The sequence below is a fragment of the Clostridium lamae genome (assembly GCF_033043255.1).
Classification (GTDB): Bacteria; Bacillota; Clostridia; order Clostridiales; family Clostridiaceae; genus Clostridium; species Clostridium lamae.
Map to the genome: position 1 here is coordinate 1 of NZ_JASCQJ010000060.1, position 15,401 is coordinate 15,401.

15 protein-coding genes are annotated in these 15,401 nt (G+C 27.3%); 4 read left to right on the forward strand and 11 right to left on the reverse strand.

Translation table 11 applies throughout. The annotated features are described in order from the left end of the window. Positions 1-41 precede the first annotated feature (41 nt). Positions 42-1,142 (forward strand): PQQ-dependent sugar dehydrogenase, encoded by a 1,101-nt coding sequence (locus QK892_RS17395; RefSeq protein ID WP_317274814.1) that lies wholly within the window; start codon positions 42-44, stop codon positions 1,140-1,142. 69 nt (positions 1,143-1,211) lie between these two features. Here the strand turns inward: QK892_RS17395 and gpmA are convergent, their stop codons facing one another. Both gpmA and QK892_RS17405 read right to left on the reverse strand, forming a co-directional pair. After that, complete coding sequence (gene gpmA / locus QK892_RS17400; RefSeq protein ID WP_317274815.1) at positions 1,212-1,976, reverse strand: 2,3-diphosphoglycerate-dependent phosphoglycerate mutase; 765 nt, start codon at positions 1,974-1,976, stop codon at positions 1,212-1,214. A gap of 280 nt (positions 1,977-2,256) precedes the next feature. After that, the gene (locus tag QK892_RS17405) at positions 2,257-3,732 is read right to left on the reverse strand and encodes a protein adenylyltransferase SelO (RefSeq protein WP_317274816.1); all 1,476 of its coding nucleotides are present in this window, start codon (positions 3,730-3,732) and stop codon (positions 2,257-2,259) included. Between the two features lie 283 nt (positions 3,733-4,015). On the opposite strand from QK892_RS17405, the gene QK892_RS17410 reads away from it, so the two are divergent. After that, positions 4,016-5,497, forward strand: coding sequence for an aldehyde dehydrogenase family protein (locus QK892_RS17410; RefSeq protein WP_317274817.1), 1,482 nt, complete (start codon positions 4,016-4,018; stop codon positions 5,495-5,497). Positions 5,498-5,602: 105 nt separating this feature from the next. Here QK892_RS17410 and QK892_RS17415 read toward each other — a convergent pair whose 3' ends face one another. From QK892_RS17415 to QK892_RS17435, 5 genes are all read right to left on the reverse strand, one after another. Continuing rightward, positions 5,603-6,211 (reverse strand): nuclease-related domain-containing protein, encoded by a 609-nt coding sequence (locus QK892_RS17415; protein WP_317274818.1) that lies wholly within the window; start codon positions 6,209-6,211, stop codon positions 5,603-5,605. Between the two features lie 188 nt (positions 6,212-6,399). After that, positions 6,400-7,623 carry an amidohydrolase family protein gene (locus QK892_RS17420; RefSeq protein ID WP_317274819.1) on the reverse strand — a complete coding sequence of 408 codons (1,224 nt, stop codon included), beginning with the start codon at positions 7,621-7,623 and terminating at the stop codon, positions 6,400-6,402. A gap of 10 nt (positions 7,624-7,633) precedes the next feature. Beyond that, complete coding sequence (locus QK892_RS17425; protein WP_317274820.1) at positions 7,634-8,704, reverse strand: hypothetical protein; 1,071 nt, start codon at positions 8,702-8,704, stop codon at positions 7,634-7,636. A gap of 122 nt (positions 8,705-8,826) precedes the next feature. Continuing rightward, positions 8,827-9,477 carry an NADPH-dependent FMN reductase family protein gene (locus QK892_RS17430; RefSeq protein WP_317274821.1) on the reverse strand — a complete coding sequence of 217 codons (651 nt, stop codon included), beginning with the start codon at positions 9,475-9,477 and terminating at the stop codon, positions 8,827-8,829. After that, positions 9,474-9,977 (reverse strand): flavodoxin family protein, encoded by a 504-nt coding sequence (locus QK892_RS17435; protein WP_317274822.1) that lies wholly within the window; start codon positions 9,975-9,977, stop codon positions 9,474-9,476. Before QK892_RS17435 ends, QK892_RS17430 begins: the two co-directional genes overlap by 4 nt. Before the next feature lie 467 nt (positions 9,978-10,444). Here QK892_RS17435 and QK892_RS17440 point away from each other — a divergent pair, with 467 nt between their 5' ends. Together QK892_RS17440 and QK892_RS17445 are read left to right on the forward strand one after the other, a co-directional pair. Continuing rightward, positions 10,445-11,572 (forward strand): ABC transporter permease, encoded by a 1,128-nt coding sequence (locus QK892_RS17440; protein ID WP_317274823.1) that lies wholly within the window; start codon positions 10,445-10,447, stop codon positions 11,570-11,572. Continuing rightward, complete coding sequence (locus QK892_RS17445) at positions 11,572-12,264, forward strand: ABC transporter ATP-binding protein (protein WP_317274824.1); 693 nt, start codon at positions 11,572-11,574, stop codon at positions 12,262-12,264. The genes QK892_RS17440 and QK892_RS17445 overlap by 1 nt, the downstream gene beginning before the upstream one ends. A 222-nt stretch (positions 12,265-12,486) precedes the next feature. Here the strand turns inward: QK892_RS17445 and QK892_RS17450 are convergent, their stop codons facing one another. From QK892_RS17450 to QK892_RS17465, 4 genes are all read right to left on the reverse strand, one after another. Beyond that, positions 12,487-12,975 carry a CarD family transcriptional regulator gene (locus tag QK892_RS17450; RefSeq protein ID WP_317274825.1) on the reverse strand — a complete coding sequence of 163 codons (489 nt, stop codon included), beginning with the start codon at positions 12,973-12,975 and terminating at the stop codon, positions 12,487-12,489. Between the two features lie 114 nt (positions 12,976-13,089). Beyond that, the gene (locus tag QK892_RS17455) at positions 13,090-13,986 is read right to left on the reverse strand and encodes a GNAT family N-acetyltransferase (RefSeq protein ID WP_317274826.1); all 897 of its coding nucleotides are present in this window, start codon (positions 13,984-13,986) and stop codon (positions 13,090-13,092) included. Between the two features lie 152 nt (positions 13,987-14,138). Beyond that, entirely contained in the window at positions 14,139-14,528 is a 390-nt protein-coding gene (locus tag QK892_RS17460) for a hypothetical protein (protein WP_317274827.1), read from the reverse strand. A 159-nt stretch (positions 14,529-14,687) separates the two neighbouring features. After that, entirely contained in the window at positions 14,688-15,287 is a 600-nt protein-coding gene (locus QK892_RS17465; protein ID WP_317274828.1) for a YdcF family protein, read from the reverse strand. Positions 15,288-15,401 lie beyond the last annotated feature (114 nt).

The window sequence follows — 15,401 nt, forward strand, 5'->3', positions numbered from 1 at the left end:
CTAAATATATAAAGATTACTGAATTCATAGGAGGATAAATTATGAAAAAAATATTACACAAATTTTTTTATAATAATCTATTTAATAGAAATAATTTAAATGACATAAAGATAAAAATTGGTGAGTTAAGACAAATCCCTTACAAAATTGAAGTTATTGCAGAAAAGCTATATGTTCCTTGGGCTATAGATATAAGTAATGATGGCAAAATATATTTTACTGAGAGATCTGGATCAATTAGAGTTATTGAAAATGGCAAAGTTAATCCAAATCCAATATTTACATTTAGATCACCTTTTATAAGTACAGGAGAAGGTGGATTAATGGGTATTGCTCTAGATCCAAATTATTCTCAAAACCATTATATTTATGTTATGCATTCATATTCAGAAGGAATTCAAATTTTTAACCGCGTTGTTAGATTAATTGAAAATAATAACAAAGCATCCATTGATAAAATTCTAATTGATAAAATTCCTGGTGGGCAAATTCATAATGGAGGGAGAATAAAAATAGGACCTGATAACAAACTATATATAACAACTGGAGATGCAGGTAATCCATCATTAGCTCAAGATCTTAATAGTATAGCTGGTAAAATATTACGAATTGAACTAGATGGAAGTATTCCTAATGATAATCCATTTAATAATTCTCCCATTTATAGTTTAGGTCATAGAAATCCAGAAGGCTTAGCATGGAATCCAAAAAATGTTTTGTATTCTTCAGAACATGGACAAACAGCACATGATGAAATAAATATAATAAAGCCAGGAACAAATTATGGTTGGCCTCTAGTTCAAGGAAATGAAGAGTCAACAGATATTTTAACAGAAAAGCCATTGCTACATAGTAATGAAATAACATGGGCACCTTCGGGTATTACTTTTATAAATCAAGGGCCATGGCAAGGAAATTTATTAGTTGCCACCTTAAGAGGGCAACAATTGCTTTCAATTTCTATGAATGGAAGTGGAGATTCAGTAAAAAATATTGAATCCTGGCTCGGAAATGAATATGGGCGTTTACGTGAGGTTATTCAGGCTAGTGATGGGTCAATTTACCTAGCAACCAGTAATAAAGATGGACGAGGCAATCCTAGTATAAATGATGATAGAATTCTTCTTTTAACTCTTAAATAAATAATACTGATAAATTTAAATAAAAAAGTAGATAATGATTATTCACTATCTACTTTTCGAAAATAATTATTATACAGTTTCTATTTCCTTATTTTGAAGACTACCTTGATTTGATACACTTGCAACCTTCTTTTCAATTTCTTCTTGGTTGCCTAAATAATATTTATCTATAACATTAAAGTTATCATCAAATTCATATACCAATGGAACTCCAGTAGGTATATTTACCTCTAATATTTCCTCTTCTGAAAGATTTTCAAAATGTTTTACTAATGCTCTTATTGAATTCCCATGTGCTGCAATTAATACTCTTTTACCAGACAGCATGTCCTTCTTTATTACATCGTTAAAATAAGGAACAACTCTTTTAATTGTATCCTCTAAACTTTCACAAAGTGGTAATTCATTTTTATCAATACCTCTATATTGTTCTTGATTTTTAGGATTATGACTGCTTGTCTCATCTAAGATTGGAGGTTTTATAGAAAAAGATCTTCTCCATATTTTCACTTGATCTTCTCCATACTTTTCTGCTGTCTCAGCTTTATTTAAGCCTTGCAATCCTCCATAATGTCTTTCATTTAATTTATATGATTTTATAACTGGAAGCCAATCTCTATCCATTTCTTCTAATACTAAGTTTAAAGTATGAATAGCTCTCTTAAGATAAGAAGTATAACAAATATCAAAATCTATTCCTTCTTCCTTTAAAGTCTTACCACCTAATCTTGCTTCTTTTACTCCTTCAGGCGATAAATCTACATCACTCCATCCAGTGAATAAATTTAATTTATTCCATTGACTTTCGCCATGTCTTATAACAACTAATCTCATAAATCATACCTCTTTCTAAAATTTTTTATTAATTACTCATCATCACTTATTTATAAAGAATAAAATTTCCTTATAAGTTAATTTATAACCCGTAAATTATTATATAATAATTATTATCTATTACTATAATACTTCTTTTTAGATAATATATCAACTATTTACATATTTTATTATTATTTTAATTTACCAGATATATTACTATTTATATTTAATAATTTTAAATATAATAAGAGCAGCTGAATTTTATCAGCTGCTCTATTAAAACAATATCTTTACATTTTTATGTTCCACAAAAAGTTCTATATGGAATATTAGTTGGCTTTGGTAACTTTGTATATTCTTCTTGATCTTTATTATAAGAATAAGGGTTTGATAAAACTTCTAATAGTTTTGTCATTACACTATAGTCATCTTTTTTTACCGCTGCTTCAATTGCTTCTTCTACTCTATGATTACGTGGAATTACAGATGGATTAACACTTTTCATCAAATTTAACACTTCATCTTTGCTTTCTTTTTGTCTAGATAATCTTTCCTGCCACCTACTATACCAATTATTGAATTCTGAAGTTGTGAACATTACAATATCATCTTTTTTACCTAAAGTTAGGTTTCTAAATGTGTTTGTATAATCTGCCACATACTTATGCATTAAGCTTAATAAACTATATATTAGATCTTCATCTTCTTTTTCTTCATTAAATAATCCTAACTTTAATCTCATACCTGAAATATAGTTTTCTTTATATATATCATTAAATTTATTCATTGCATTTTGAGCTATATCTACAGCTTCTTCCTGATTATCATTTAATAAAGGTATAAGTGTTTCAGCAAATCTTGCTAAATCCCATGCTATTATATTTGGTTGATTTTCATATGCATATCTACCTTGGTGATCTATAGAACTAAACACGGTAGATGGATCATAAGTATCCATAAATGCACATGGACCATAATCTATTGTCTCTCCACATATGCTTACATTATCAGTATTCATAACTCCATGAATAAATCCTACATGAAGCCATTTCGCAATTAATTTTGCTTGTCTTTTAATGACTTCTTCTAATAAAAAGAGGTACGGATTTTCCTTGTTTAATCCTTCAGGATAATGTCTTTTTATAGTATAATCAGCTAAAGCTTTTAAAGATTCATAATCTGTATATCTTGCTGCAAATTGAAAAGTACCTACTCTTATATGACTCGATGCTATACGAGTTAATATTGCCCCTGGTTCTATTTTTTCACGTGCTATCGACTCTCCTGTTGTAACTACAGTTAGACTACGTGTAGTTGGAATTCCTAAAGAATACATGGCTTCACTTATAATATACTCTCTAATCATAGGTCCAAGAGCTGCCTTCCCATCCCCTCCTCTTGAGTAAGGAGTAATTCCAGAACCCTTAAGTTGAACATCTACCTTTTCTCCTTTTGGAGTTATATGTTCTCCAAGTAATACCGCTCTACCATCTCCCAGCATAGTAAAATATCCAAATTGATGTCCTGCATAAGCCTGTGCAATGGGATTTGAACCATCTATTAACTTATTTCCTGAAAAGATATCTGCTCCTTTATCACTTTCTAAAATATCTATATTTAATCCTAAAGTTTTAGCTAATGACTTGTTAAATACAGCTATTTTTGGATCTTTAACTAAACTTGGTAATTGTTTAGTATAAAAGATTTGTGGTAATTCAGAATAGCTATTTTCTATATTAAACTCAGTATTATACACTTTTTCTCTTTCTAGCATTATATATTTCCTTCCTATATTAATATTTATTCATTATAGTTTTTCTTAGTATTGTTTTATTATTCAAAAATAAATGCTAAGAACTACTTCTTAAAATCTTAAGTTATATTTGTTATTTATTTGTTTTCTTCATATTATCACTCATAATATTAAATAGTCAATAATAATTATTATCAGTTAATTGTTATACTATCATGTTAAACAAATATCTAAATTGCATATTTCAATTTGTAACGTTATAATAGAATATATAGATAATATAATTGTTTGGGAGGGTGAAAATATGGAAATTAATTTTCAAAAAAAATATCAATTATATATTGATGGAGAATGGAGAGATTCTTCAGATGGGTCAACAATAAAAACATATAATCCAGCAAATGGACAACTGTTATCTGAAATTGCTGATGCATCTGAAAAAGATGTAGATGATGCTGTTAAAGCTGCCAAAAATGCATTTAACACATGGAGTAAAACAACAGTCAATGAAAGATCTATCCTATTAAATAAAATTGCAGATATTATAGATGAAAATGCAGAATATTTAGCAACAATTGAGACTATGGATAATGGTAAGCCTATTAGAGAAACTATGGGGGCTGATATTCCTTTAGCTGCAGATCATTTTAGATACTTTGCAGGAGTTATTCGTTCTGAAGAAGGTGTTGCAAGCAATATAGATGATAATACATTAAACTTAATATTAAGAGAGCCACTTGGAGTTGTTGGACAAATTGTTCCTTGGAACTTCCCATTCTTAATGGCTGCTTGGAAGCTTGCTCCAGTTCTTGCTGCAGGTGATACAACTGTATTTAAACCATCAAGCACAACTTCATTAAGTGTATTAGAATTTATGAAGTTAATTCAAGATATAGTTCCAAAGGGCGTAATTAATATAATTACTGGTAGCGGCTCAAAGAGTGGTGAATATATACAACATAATGAAGGAATCGATAAGCTAGCATTTACTGGATCTACAGAAGTTGGTAGAGAAATTGGATTATCTGCTGCAAAACGTATAATTCCTGCCACATTAGAGCTCGGTGGTAAATCTGCTAATATCTTCTTCAGTGATGCAGATATGAATATTGCCTTAGAAGGTATTCAACTCGGAATATTATTTAACCAAGGTCAAGTTTGTTCAGCAGGATCTAGAATATTTGTTCAAGAAGATTTCTATGATGAATTTATAGAAAAGGCTGTTGAAGCTTTTGAAAAAGTAAATGTAGGAAATCCATTAGATCCTAATACTCAAATGGGAGCTCAAGTTAGTGAGTCTCAATTAAATAAGATTCTTAAATATGTAGAAATAGGTAAGAATGAAGGTGCTAAAGTAATAACTGGTGGAGAAAGATATGTTGAAGGCGATGCTAAGAACGGTTACTTTATGAAACCTACTTTATTAGTAGATGTAAATAATAACATGAGAGTTGCTAGAGAAGAAATATTTGGACCAGTTGGTGTAGTTATTAAATTTAAGACAGAAGAAGAAGTTATCGAAATGGCTAATGATAGTAACTATGGATTAGGCGGCGGTGTATTTACACGTGATATTAATAAAGCCATACGAGTTGCAAAATCTATAAGAACTGGACGTGTATGGGTTAATACTTATAACGCATTCCCTGCTGGAGCAACTTTTGGGGGATATAAAGAATCTGGAATTGGTAGAGAAACACATAAAACTATTTTAGATGCTTACACTCAAAAGAAAAATATTTTAATTAATTTATCAGAAAAACCAGGCGGAATGTATGTTAAATAATCTTTTACTTTTATTTTAAGTAAAAGAAATATTAAAATAAAAATTAAGGTAGCAATAGAGTTTATCTCCTTCGCTACCTTTTTATAACCATTATTAATACTTAATCTAAGAAATATTTTTTATTATTCTTTTAACATGTTTCTTTCTTTCTCTACTACTTTCAATATTAGACTTCTTAATATGATTATATATTTCATCAATTTCCTTTTTGGATAATCTTATATCTGACTTATATCTTTTAATAAATCTTTTTAATTTATTTAATTGAATAACTGGAGTTTCAGTCTTAACTTTTTTCAATTTTGATTTATTGGTAAAAACTATTAAAGAAATAAAAATATCATTTCTTTTTATATATCTTTCTAATGACTTAACATGTCCATAATTCTGCCTAATTGGATTGTAAAATTGATTACTATTTCTATTTATAATCTGTGTCCAGTACCTGGAATATTCTTCCCCATAGATTAGTCCACTATAATCTTTTGTTTCTATTACAAATATTCCTTTCTTCCCAATTAATATATGATCAATCTGTGTTGTACCCCTTTCACCTTTGATCATAATATCAGTAAGAAGTTTATATCCTTTTATTTTACTCAATAAATTATTTACTTCTTGCTCTCCTATATTTAATTTATTAACATTTCTTCTTTTTGTAATTATAAGTAGTATTAAAATTAATGCTACTATTACCACCATTTTTCCCAACATATTCCTTCTCCTAATTTTATCTTTCGTGTTATTTACTTCATTTTATAAGGTATATTAATTTTTGTAAATATCTTTGTTTTTGTTTATTTTTTGTTATATTTTATTCTCATTTACGAGGATATTATATAAGTGTATAATTTGTAAAATACACCCTCACTCCTATTTTCGGAATCAAAGGTGTATTTTTATTATATTTCTCTATTTATTATACATTTTCCTTTATAATAAACTTTTAATATATCTTCGATATCAGTAATTTCTAGTCCTGGTACTCCTTTTGATGCAAGGAAATTAGCTTTTTTACCTATCTCAATAGAGCCTATAGATTCTTCCATACCTAATACCTTGGCTCCATTTAATGTAATTAAAGCTAGTATATAATTTTCATCTATTCCGATATTTTTTAACATTTCCATGGTTGGGTTAGCTAAAGCTATTAATGCTTCAGGTCCTTTTGGAAATTCATCTTTAAAATTTAACCAAGGTAATGTGTTGTCTGGTGGCAAGTATGCATCTGTTGATATAGTTACAACAATCCCCTCTTGTACAAGCTTTGCTATTTCTTCTGGTGAATTTGGAGTTAAGTGTGTCCCACCAAGAGGGGTAGCTACTATAATTATATTTGACTTTTTAACTTTATTTATTAATTCATCGTCAATACCATGTCCATGATGAATAATATCCATTTTAGAGTTTATTGCCATATTAATTCCTTCTTTTCCTGCAACATGACAGCCTATTTTCTTACCATTTCTATGAAATATATCTACTATCTTGTCAATTTCATCTTGAGTGTATATAATTTCTCCTGCTCTTGGAACCAAATTACTAGTTAAATTTGCAGGAGTGGCATTTATAAATATATTCTCTCCTGGATAATCACTGTATTTTGCTAGTTTTTCTATTACTTCATTATTAACTAATGTTTCTTTATCTACTGCTTTTTTCCCAGTCACAGCTGTTAAATTAACTAATTCTTCAAATCCTATGGTAATGCTATTAGCTGAAAATACAATATCTGCAGGCATATTCTTAACTTTTTCCTTGTATTCATTAATGCTAATTTCATACATTGGAGATCCACATATTTGTTCCCCAAAAGCTGTAATACCTGACATAATCCCTTTTAAAACTAATGCTTGCTGAGCCATTTCATAAGTTATATCAGTCACTGGATAAACCGTTGATGGTGCATATTCCAACAAATGAGTATGGCAATCTACTAAGCTTGGTGAAATAACTAACTCTCCAAAATCTACTACATTCAAATCCTTATATTTTGAAGTAATATCCTTAAAATATCCTATATCTTTTATTACATCACCTTCAACTACAAAAGCTCCTTCTAATAGTGTCATTAACTTACTTACGGTAACAATCTTTTTTGATTTTACTATATAACTATTCTTCATATTACCACCTTTAACTAATTAATGGAGTTAAAAAAAGTGCTATAATTAAGCAACTAAAAAGTTTAATTAATGTTCCTATTATAGCTGATGTTAAGGCTTCCTTTTCATTCAAATCAGAATTTTCTTTCCATGTCACTGGTATTTGTCCAAATATCACTGACAATGGTAACCCTGAATTAGCCAAAATAAAACCACCAACAATATAAGCTGGATTAACATTATTAAATTCTATTAGCTGAGCCATAGCTAATGTGGGACTTGCCAGTACTGATAGGATACCTGTTTCTGGTTCTATGCTTAGCCATTGAAGAGATGTTGTCATTCCACTTTGTATAAATGTCCAAATGCCAAAGAAATCTAAAATGCCGATTATAGTAAATACTCCTGCAACAGCTGGTATAATTATTAAAAATAAAAGGTATGATCCTTCTTTAGCAGAACTAAATATAGTATCTAAAAACTTAGTTTCAGGAGTAAATCTAGGTAAATCTACTAAATCAACTGCTTTAGTATCCTTATATATAGTTTTAGATAAAATAATTGGAACTAGAACTATAGGCAAGAAAACACTAACAAGTATTAGTGGTAATACTGATATGCCGAATTTAGTTAACACAACTATGCCAAGAACAAGAGTTGCAAAGGATTGAGGTGATTGTATCATTGTAGCTATAGAAATTTTTTGTTCTGCCTTTGTGGCTTTTGCCTTTTTTAAAACGGGCCCAGCTATAGCACCTGCTGCATTAATATCACCTAAAACATTGTACACACTTGGAATAATAACAGATGGATTTATTTTAAATACTTTCATTATGGGAATAAAAATTCTAATTAAAGCATCTGTAAACCCTAATCTCTCTAGAATTCTCCCAACTATTACACTAATTATGATAGCTACCCCAACTTCACTTAATAGAAAAACATTTACTACTATCGGGAATACCTGATTTGTTATGCTATCAAAAAGTCCAGATATAGATTCTGGAGATATTAAAAGTGTTAAGAATGAAATAACAACTAAAGCTAAACCTATTATTTCGATTTTCATCCATCTTCTTCTTGAGTCCCTATTCGTTTGCATTTGCATTCTCCTAACATTTATTTTTAATATTATGATATTACGATATACAATAAATGTTTACAAAATGGAAGAAATCTAATCCCCAGGGGAATTTCCCCTGGGGATTAGATTTCTTCCATTTTTTATTTTCTTATATTTAAATCCTTAACTTTTAAATTATTTGCTTTAATAGCTTTCTTCCATCCCATTTCTCCTACAATCTTATACACGAACCTTGGAAAATTAGCGTTTATAAAAAGATTATTATCCCTTGAATTGTTAAGTATATTATTTGAAATAATAGTCATTGCTTTACCTAAGTTTTTCTTAGGCCCATGATCTAAAGGAACATTTTTTACTGAATGTAAAAGTGGCCCTGCACCAATACCTAGCCCTTGTCCCCATTTAATGCCGCATTTTTCGCACCAATTTTCAATTATTTCAATAGCTAATTTGTTTTGCTTTCCTTCATAAAAGCCACAATTAACTAAAGCATAAACTTTAATATCTTTTTCTTTTATTTTATTAAAAGATTCTTCTAACTGTAAAAGGCATCTTAATAAATGAGATGGAACTCCATCTACATATAAAGGAAATGAAAAAACTAAGACATCAGACTTTATTACTTCTTGAATTATATAATTATCAAACTTATTATTTCTAAAATGATATTCAGAAATGCTTAAATTCTTACTTAACTCATTATTATTTAAATAATTTTTTAATTCCTTTAAGATAATTTCTGAAGCACTATCTTTTACTTTAGGACTTCCATTAATCAAAGAAATTTTCATAATAAATCCCCCTCCATTTCCTTTATATTATTAAAAAATGAAATTCTTGATACATTCCAATAAAGATTTATACAATTAGCATTCACTATTCCTTTTGCAGTTTCCCTTTCTTTATCTGTTGTTTTATCTCCATAAAAGAAAACCTTCATATCTACCTTATTATCGTATCTTCTTCTATGATGCATTTCTCCATCCTTTATTTTAAAGAAAGGATGGACATAAGAAATACTTCTGTCTAAAACATTTTTAACAAATGGACTAAGTCCTCCATAAATACATTTGCTTATTATAATAACTTCATTACATTTTGATAAGTATTCCCCCATATTCCCATATTTATCTTTAATAACGCACTCTCCAGGTGTCTTTACCCAACATCCGAAGCATCCAATACAGCTTTGAATACTCCCATCATCTGATATTACCATTAGGTCCTTTACTTCATTTGGACATAACTTTTTAAATTCTTCTCCATTTAAATCATGTATTACTAACTTCATAATACTCCCCATTCCAAATTATTATTTCTCCCTTTTTCCAATATTTTTTTATTATTTAATAATTCCCATATAATAATTATGCACTAATAAAATAAATGTTTATATGTTTTTATTCAAATTTTTCATTAAATTATTTAATGATCCTTGATATAATAGTCTTCCTTTATTTATTACAGCAACTTCAGTTACTACTAATTCAATTTCACTTATTTTCCTCTTCTTTTTGACTTTATGAGTAAATTGTACACTGCCAATATTAATTGTAATTTTAGTTTACCTTAATTTAAGCTTAATTTTATAAAATGGGTGCTCAGTGACTTTACTCCTGTAGATCAAATTTATTCTAATTAATTTTTATTAATAAAGATTATTATTTAATATTAATTTTTATTTGAACATAGTTCATAATAAATTTATGCTTATATTATAGATATTTTAAAATAAAGCAAAAGAAGGAGAAATAAATTATGTTTTTAGCACTAAAAGAATTAAAGCACAACAAAGCTAGATTTAGTTTAATAATTGGAATTTTAACTCTTATTATATTTCTAGTATTATTTTTATCAGGAATTGCAAAGGGGTTATCTGCAGCTACTGTATCTACAGTTCAAAACTCTAAAGCGAATTATTATATATTATCCGATTCGGCAGATAAATTAATTAGTCGTTCATCTTTTACTGATGATGATATAAAAAATTTAAATAATTCTAATGAACTAGTAAAATTAAATGAAAATGCTACTCCTATTAATTTATTTACAAGTAATTTCACTATGGATTCATTAGATAAAAAGACTAATATAGTTTACTTTGCTATTGATCCATCAGCATTTCTAATGCCTGAAGTAATTGATGGAAATACTTTAAATAATAATAAAGAAATAGTTTTAAATAATTCATTTAAAGAAGATGGTATAGAAATCGGTGATATAATTAAAGATTCAGCTTCTGATTTAGAATTAAAGGTAGTTGGATTTACTAAGAATCAAATGTATGGACATATGTCTGTAGGAGTTATATCTTTAGATACATATAAGGAAATAATGACTTCTGCAACTGGAAGAGAATATAATAACTTTCAAGCTTTAGCTATTGATATGGACGAGTCTACAGAGAACCAAGATTCACTTACTAGCTTTGTTAATGATAATTTAGATAAAAAAGTATTATTAACTAAAGTTGATGTAATTAAAAATATTCCTGGATATTCAGCAGAGCAAGCTACTATTCTTATGATGTTAGTATTCTTATTGATAATATCCTCATTTATAGTTGGTGTATTCTTCTATATAACAACTATGCAAAAATTACCTGAATTCGGAGTTTTAAAGGCCTTAGGATCTAAAATGTCAACTTTAGCATCATCTTTAACATCTCAAGTATTTATGCTTTCAGTAATAAGCATGGTTATAGGAAATGCTCTAACATTTTCTTTAGCTAGTATGTTACCAGCAAGTATGCCATTTGTCTTAAGTTCTAGAGATGCAGCTTTAGTATCAATATTATTTATAGTAATAGCACTATTAAGTAGTCTATTCTCTATTAAAAAGATAAGAAAAGTAGATGCCCTTTCTGCAATAGGAGGTAATTATTAATGGAAAGATATGCACTTCAATTAAAAAATATAACAAAAAAATATAAAGATGGAGATAGTGAAAATACTGTTTTAAATAATGTTTCAATTAAAGTTAAACCAGGTGAATTTGTTGCTATTGTAGGACCTTCTGGGTCTGGTAAAAGTACATTTTTATCTATTGCTGGAGCACTACTTTCAGCAAGTAATGGTGAAATAATAATTGGAGATACAAATTTAAATAAAAAAAGTAAAAAGGATTTAGCTGATATAAGAAGAAATCAAATAGGATTTGTTTTTCAATCTCATCAATTAATACCTTATTTAACAGTTATTGATCAGCTAAAATTAATACCAAAACTTTCCAATAATAAAAATACAAAGAAAGTTAATGAGCATGCTAATAAGCTTTTAAAAGACTTTGGCCTAGGAAATAGACTAAATCACTATCCTTCAAAATTATCTGGTGGTGAAAAACAAAGAGTTGCAATAGCAAGGGCTTTAATGAATAACCCAGACATAATTTTGGCAGATGAGCCAACTGCAAGTCTTGATGGAGAACGTGGTCGTGAAGTTATTTCTATGATTAAAGATGAAATAAAAAAATATAATAAAGCAGCTTTAATGGTAACTCATGATGAACGTATTCTTGATTTAGTAGATACAATATATAGAATTGAAAATGGAAATATTACTTTAGAAATGACTAATTAATTAAAAATGGCTATTCTACAATTATGTAGAATAGCCATTTTTAACAAGCTACCTATTAAATATTGTTATTAATATAAATTTTAACTACTCTATTGATGAAAAAGTAGCTTAGTTATTATAAATAAAAAAGTACCTGCTATAAACTAGTACGAATTAAACTAAGTTATTCAATTACTAAAAATAAATCTAACATAAGCAGTCTATAAAAAATTAAATTTTATATTAAATATTATCACCAATATATCCTTCTACTTCATCAACGTTTATTCCTAAGACCATTCCCATTTCTTCATACAAGTGCTTTTTAGCATCGACTAAAATATCCTCTTCTGTTTTATTAATTTTCTTTCCTAAAGAAGATTTTTCATTTTCCTCTGATTTTATAGAATTTATAACTTTTATTATTTCTAATACATTACCACTTCTAATTATAGATTTATACTCTTGATTCTTCTTTCTATAATCTTCTATTTCCATAGTTTCATTCTTAGAAATATATCCTATTAAACTCATCACTTCAGTCTTAGTCATAAGTTCTCTAATTAATATTTTATTATTATTCACAGGAATCTTTATAGTCATTTTTTTATCATTAACTGGAGATAAAACATAATACTCCAACAGTTGATTTCTTAAGTTCATACTTTCTATATCTGCAATCTTACAAACGCCATTTGTCCCATATACTACATAATCATTTATCTTAAACATATTCTTTCCTCCTATAAAGTTAAAAAAGTAGCTCCTAAAGCTGAACCCCTAGAAGCTACTTATTATATATTTATTATACCACAAATTTATAATTATATCCAACAATATTAATATTTATATATTTATACTATAATAATTCATAATGGATTGTTCTATAAAGCCACAATCCTTATATAAATTCAAAGCTTTTTTATTTCTAATTTCTACATCTAACTCAACATCATAGATTTTATCTTTATTTAAATTATTTAAAGTTTTTGTTAGTGCTAATCTTCCATATCCATTTCCCCTATATTCAGGTAAGATTCCAAATCCACTAATAAAAGCTGAGTTTAAATTTTTACTTACTTTTATCTTTCCAAGCAATTTATCATCAATATAAGCTAAATAAGTAAATATATTATTTTTTTCTTCATCTTCTGGCATAATTGATTCTTTTTGTGAGCCTCCGAAGAAAATACTATTTAAATTATTAATTTCATCTATGTTTTCATTTTTAGCTTTAACTAAAGAAATTATTTTATTTACTTGTATAAGATTACTATTATTACATTTCATTCTACATTCAGAAAAAGAATAAACTCCATTTTTATTTTCTATAAACTTTATTGCAGACTGGGACTTATCATCACAAAGAAGTAATATAGTATCAAAGTTTCTCTTTTTGCATTCCAATAAAGCTAGATCAACAAGATTATTAAATATTCCCCGCCTTCTATAACTTGGATGAACCATTCCATTTATTTCAGCAACGTTCCCTCCAAAATTTGAAATCCCTAAATATCCTACTAATTTATTATTTATATAAAATAGAAATTCATTTATATCATTTGTGTTGTTATCATAATCCCTATGAATATTTCTTCTATAGCCTAATTCCAATTTCAAATTAACATTATCTTCAGTTATACAGATAGCCTCTAAGTTTCTTATTTCTTGAATATCTTGTTCTTCTAAATATTTTTTTAAAATTATCTCCTTAGATAGTATATCCTCTTTTATATAATTCATAAATCTTTCTCCTTAAACAATTAACACCCTTTTAAAATACACTTTTTTAATTACTTTTATTATATCATATTTATTTTTAATATATGAATTTTTACTTATTACGAATATATTTTATTTTATAAATCTATAATTTCATTTCCCATAATATAATTTTACTTAGTGAACTTAAAACTCCAATCACCATCTTCATTTTTATCTATTGAAATTACATATACCTTATTTTTATTATTAAAATCAGCATTGAATTCTTGACTACTTATAGTATTATTATTTTTATCTATAATACTCAATTGAAATTTATTACCATCTATAAGAAAATGAAATTTATCACCTTTTTTTATAAAACTATTATTAGCATAGTTTGCCCCACCAGACGAATTATTTGTTTTATAAGCATAACTTTTTATATCTTCTTTACTATTATTTATTACTATAAGGTTATAATCTCTTTTATTAGTACTTTTTTGATATGTTAAACATCCATTTAAAAATATACTTATTATTAAACATAAGAAAATTACTTTTGATATCCTAAATTTCATTTCATAAACTTCCTCTCCATCTCAATACAATTATATTATAATTTATCCAATATAGTTATTCAATATATTTTTATTGTTTATCAATATATTTTTATCAAATAAAAAGATGACTGCTATTTTATAAATAAGTCATCTTAAATTTATATCTATTACTTATATTTATAAGTTACTTAATATATCCTTAAATTGCCACCCATATCTTTCTAGTTCTCCTAATACTAAACTAATTCCCTCTTTGCTTTTATACCAATTGTCTTTTCTTATATTATCTATATCAACTGGATGAATGATAAATTCAGTATCATTATATAAAGTTTCATAATACATAAGGCATCGTCTAGCATGATATGACTTACAGCATATTATAGCTTTCTTAATTTCCATACCTAGTGAATCAGTTGCTTTTTTAGAAAAAATAGCATTTTCATAAGTAAAAGTTGCTTTATCTTCTTTTAATATAAATTCTTCTTTTACACCATTTCGAACTAAAACATCTCTTAGAAACTCCCATTCAGTTACATACTTCTTATTATAAATGTCTTTCTTAGATGAGGGTCCTCTAAAAGATCCAACGTTAATACCATATGCCCCAGAAGGTAAAATCAAATTACTAAACCCTTTTTTCCATAGATTTGCTGCTTCTTCTGCAACTTCTGGATATGTACCCCCTGGAATGAAAATAATATCAGCTTTTTCCAAATTATCCTTTATAAAAATAAAGTTACTTATGTCATTTATATATCTAAATTTTCTATTCATTGTCTATATTATTCCTCTTTTCAAGTCTATCTATAATTGATTATATAAAAATACTACTTATGTTATAAAGATATTTAACAACTACTATACATATCTAATTAAATTATACCATGA

Bases quoted from the DNA above. Each gene is read 5' to 3' on its own strand.
- gpmA (WP_317274815.1), bottom strand. From the start codon at position 1,976: ATGAGATTAGTTGTTATAAGACATGGCGAAAGTCAATGGAATAAATTA.
- QK892_RS17445 (WP_317274824.1), top strand. From the start codon at position 11,572: ATGGAAAGATATGCACTTCAATTAAAAAATATAACAAAAAAATATAAA.
- QK892_RS17420 (WP_317274819.1), bottom strand. From the start codon at position 7,623: ATGAAGAATAGTTATATAGTAAAATCAAAAAAGATTGTTACCGTAAGT.
- QK892_RS17460 (WP_317274827.1), bottom strand. From the start codon at position 14,528: ATGAAATTTAGGATATCAAAAGTAATTTTCTTATGTTTAATAATAAGT.
- QK892_RS17430 (WP_317274821.1), bottom strand. From the start codon at position 9,477: ATGAAAATTTCTTTGATTAATGGAAGTCCTAAAGTAAAAGATAGTGCT.
- QK892_RS17415 (WP_317274818.1), bottom strand. From the start codon at position 6,211: ATGTTGGGAAAAATGGTGGTAATAGTAGCATTAATTTTAATACTACTT.
- QK892_RS17465 (WP_317274828.1), bottom strand. From the start codon at position 15,287: ATGAATAGAAAATTTAGATATATAAATGACATAAGTAACTTTATTTTT.
- QK892_RS17410 (WP_317274817.1), top strand. From the start codon at position 4,016: ATGGAAATTAATTTTCAAAAAAAATATCAATTATATATTGATGGAGAA.
- QK892_RS17455 (WP_317274826.1), bottom strand. From the start codon at position 13,986: ATGAATTATATAAAAGAGGATATACTATCTAAGGAGATAATTTTAAAA.
- QK892_RS17450 (WP_317274825.1), bottom strand. From the start codon at position 12,975: ATGTTTAAGATAAATGATTATGTAGTATATGGGACAAATGGCGTTTGT.
- QK892_RS17395 (WP_317274814.1), top strand. From the start codon at position 42: ATGAAAAAAATATTACACAAATTTTTTTATAATAATCTATTTAATAGA.
- QK892_RS17440 (WP_317274823.1), top strand. From the start codon at position 10,445: ATGTTTTTAGCACTAAAAGAATTAAAGCACAACAAAGCTAGATTTAGT.
- QK892_RS17425 (WP_317274820.1), bottom strand. From the start codon at position 8,704: ATGCAAACGAATAGGGACTCAAGAAGAAGATGGATGAAAATCGAAATA.
- QK892_RS17435 (WP_317274822.1), bottom strand. From the start codon at position 9,977: ATGAAGTTAGTAATACATGATTTAAATGGAGAAGAATTTAAAAAGTTA.
- QK892_RS17405 (WP_317274816.1), bottom strand. From the start codon at position 3,732: ATGCTAGAAAGAGAAAAAGTGTATAATACTGAGTTTAATATAGAAAAT.